1 protein-coding gene is annotated in these 3,707 nt (G+C 66.7%); it reads left to right on the forward strand.

What is annotated here, in order from left to right; translation table 11 throughout:
* The first annotated feature begins 434 nt into the window (after nucleotides 1-434).
* On the forward strand, nucleotides 435-3,374 hold the full coding sequence (locus QQZ18_RS07000) for an autotransporter outer membrane beta-barrel domain-containing protein (RefSeq protein WP_284539448.1): 2,940 nt from the start codon (nucleotides 435-437) through the stop codon (nucleotides 3,372-3,374).
* Nucleotides 3,375-3,707: the final 333 nt, after the last annotated feature.

The following is a 3,707-nucleotide window of genomic DNA, read 5'->3' on the forward strand; positions in this document are numbered from 1 at the left end:
AGCAAATGCTGGCGTTCTGAAGCGGTCAGGAATTGGCCTCTGATCATCCCGCAATCAGAATCCATCGGAACCTATTCCGCAAGCCTTCCCAGCTATTTGCCGGGATTCTACGGAGTCGGGGTATAAAACTTTCCCATTGAAAAATATCGTCCACGAATACAACCCCTTATCCATGGTTACCATAGTCAAAATTTACTAGACGACAAGACTCTCGGGGCAATCGTTCGCATGCTGCGACTGGCAAAAGTTTTTCTGCGCTTTGCGAAAGACCGCCGGCACGGGCGCGTGGCCTAATCTGCTCCAATGCGGATTCGCCACCCGGGTTTGCGAGACGGTCGCCTCGCAGCGGGCGTGGTACCGCTATGGATTGGCTTTTGGGGGTCATGATGGGTCGCTGCGTTATCGACGGTCGTTCATTGCGTCATACGACTGGCATGTTTGGTCTTTCCCGGGCGCTGATGGGGTCGACGGCGCTGGTGCTGGTGACGACGTCGGGCGCGCTCGCCGAGTCCCTTTGGACCGGCACGCTCGACAACCAGTTCAACCACTTCGAAAACTGGGACGGCAGCTTCAACGGCAGCGACCTCGTCATCGACGGCAATTACAGCGTCACGGCGCCGGCGACGGTCGCCACCGACATCAACTCCGTCGACACCTCCAACAATGCCGGCAACGGGCCGCGCTCGCTGGTGATCTCGGGCGGCGCCACGCTGACCGCCACCTACAACGGCGGCGCCATCGCCATCGGCTGGACGCCGGGCACCTCCACCATCACCGTGACGGGGGCGGGCTCCAAGCTGGTGACCAACAGCGGCAGCTGGACCAACATCGGCTGGGGCGCCGACACCACCGGCGTGCTGACGGTGTCGGACGGCGCCACCTTCCAGGCCGGCCATCACATCGCGGTGGGCAAGGGGACCGGCTCGACCGGTCGGCTTGAGATCGACCACGCCACCCTGGACCTTCGGACCGGCGCCCAGTTGCAGGTCGGCAACGGCGGCACCGGCACCGTCGACGTCACCAACGGCTCGACCGCGACGCTGGCAGGCGCCGCCTTCATCGGCAACAGCGCCAACGCCACCGGCTCGTTCAACCTGTCGGGCGGCTCGACCCTCACCTCCTCGGACTACTTCCTGCTCGGCCTCAGCACCGGCTCGACCGGCAACGCCACCTTGAGCGACAGCGGCACGGAGGCGACCTTCACCGGTCAGTTCTACGCGGGCTATACCGGCGCCGGCAATTTCACCGTCGAGAGCGGCGCCCACGCCACGGTGTCGGGCAACGCCTACGTCGGCCACAACGCCAGCTCCACCGGCACGGTCGTGGTGACCGGCACCGGCTCGTTCCTTTCCGTCATGGGCGACGTGATGCTCGGCGAGGCCGGCACGGGCAACATGACGGTGTCGAACGGCGCCCGCACGATCGTCAACGGCAGCCTGTCGGCCGGCGCCGGCATCTATTACGACGACGACAACCTCACGACGTCCTACAACTCGACCGGCACCGGCACGCTGACGGTGACCGGCGCGAACACGCTGCTGGTGGTCGACGGCATGGTCTACGCCGGCAACCGCGGCGTCGGCACGGTGACGCTGTCGGATGGCGGCGAGATCCGCGCCGGCGCGGTCACCATCGCCGCGGAGACCGGGTCGTCCGGCACGTTCAACATCGGCGCGGCGGCCGGCGACACGGCGACGGCGGCCGGCACGCTGGGCGTCACCGACGTGATCTTCGGAGACGGAACGGGCAAGCTGGTGTTCAACCACACCAACAGCGATTACGCCCTCAACGCGGCGGTGCGGGGCAACGGCACGATCCGGACGCTGGCCGGCGTCACCCGCCTCACCGGCGACTACACCGACTACACCGGCGCGGTGGCCGTCGACGGCGGCCTTCTGTCCATCGACACGTCGAGCTTCACGCAGAACGCCTTCACCGTCGCCAACGAGGGCACGCTGCGCGTGACGCGCTCGGTGTCGGGCGCCACCGACACGGTGACGATGACCGGCGGCTCGCTGATCAACACCGGCTCGATCTCCGGCACCCGCTATGGCGTCGAGCTGAGTGGCTCGGACGCCAGCGCCATCACCACCTCCGGCTCGATCAACGGCGGCACGGCGGCGATCCATTACGCCACCGGCGGCAACAGCCTGACCGTTCTGACGGGCGCCACCTTCGGCAACGTGATCGACTACAACAACACCGCCGGCAACACGACCATCTTCGGCAAGGGCAGTTTCTCCATTCCGGTGGCCCACTACCTGGCGGGCGACAACACGGTCGCCCTCTCGGGCGAGCGCCAGATGGCGGTCTACGGCAACGCCGCCAGCGGCTCGGGCTCGATCAGCGTGGTCGACGCGGGCACCATGGCCTCGCAGTTCACCAGCGTGCAGACGGTCACCTCGTCCATCGCCACGACGGCGGCCGACGTGCTGTCGGTCGATGTCGATCGCGGCGGCATCTCGTCGCGCGTCGCCATGGCCTATGACGATGCCGACAAGAAGAACGAGAACCAGAAGGCCATCTCGGCCATGGTCGGCGACGGCCTCGCCGTCGATGCGGAGGGCAACCTGTTCTGGATGCGCGCCTTCGGCGGCGCCAGCCACGACGACTACTCCGACACCTCGGCCCGGCATTTCGGCGTGGCGCTCGGCGCCGACCACATGTTCGGCCAGACCCGCGTCGGCCTGTTGGGCGGCATCGGCAAGCTGAAGAACGACACCGGCGACGACACGGCCTCGGCGACGGGCGACACGGTGTTCGGCGGCGTCTATGTGCGCCAGCCGCTGTCGGGCTTCATGCTCGATGCCTCGTTGATCGGCGGCGGCATCTTCGCCGACACGACGCGCGCGGTGAAGGGCGGCCTGGAAACGGCCCGTGGCAGCTATGACGGCTGGTTCGTCTCGCCGGAGCTGGCGCTGTCGCGCGCCTACGCCCTGTCGGACGGCTGGACGCTGACGCCGCGCGGCTCGGTCCGCTACACCTACGGCTCGTTCGAGGGCTATGGCGAAACCGGCTCGTCGCTGAACATCACCTATGACGATCGCTCGACGCAGGCCGTCGAGAGCGCCTTCGAGCTGAAGCTCAGCAAGGCGCACCGCTTCGAAAGCGGCAAGGTCGCCACGGTGTCCGTCACGGCCGCCGCGCTCGACACCTACAACCTCGGCGACACCGGGTTCAACGCATCGGTGACGGGCACCGACTTCACGGTGTCCAGCATGGGCGACCGCAACCGGGTCGGCGGTCGCGTCGGCCTCGGCGGCGAGCTGAGGCTGGACGAGAAGGCGACGCTGTTCGGCGGCATCTCTGCCACCGGCTACACCGACGACAGCTGGTCCGTGGTCGGCAATGCCGGGCTGAAGGTCCAGTTCTGATCCCTGGCGCGGCGCGCCTCCGACGGGGACCATTTCCCCGCACGGACGGCGCGCCGACCGACCTGAAAGGGCGGGGGGATGCCGGCATCGACCTCCCTCACCCTTTGGGTCTGCCTCGTGCTGATGCTGGCCGTCGCCCTGGCGGTCGGCGTCGTGCTTTAGACTGTCAAGACGCAGTTCCGGACGCAAAACCGGTTCCCACTTTTGCTGGAACTGCTTGTCTTATGAGAATCCGTGCCGATAAGGCACAAAAGAACCGCTGAGAGAGGGTTGCAGCCTCTCGTCAGCGGCGAGGGACGGATCGTGGAACTGCCAGCCGTTTGACGGGCCGAG

Origin of the sequence: Pleomorphomonas sp. T1.2MG-36, from assembly GCF_950100655.1 — a bacterium.
Taxonomy (GTDB): Bacteria; Pseudomonadota; Alphaproteobacteria; order Rhizobiales; family Pleomorphomonadaceae; genus Pleomorphomonas.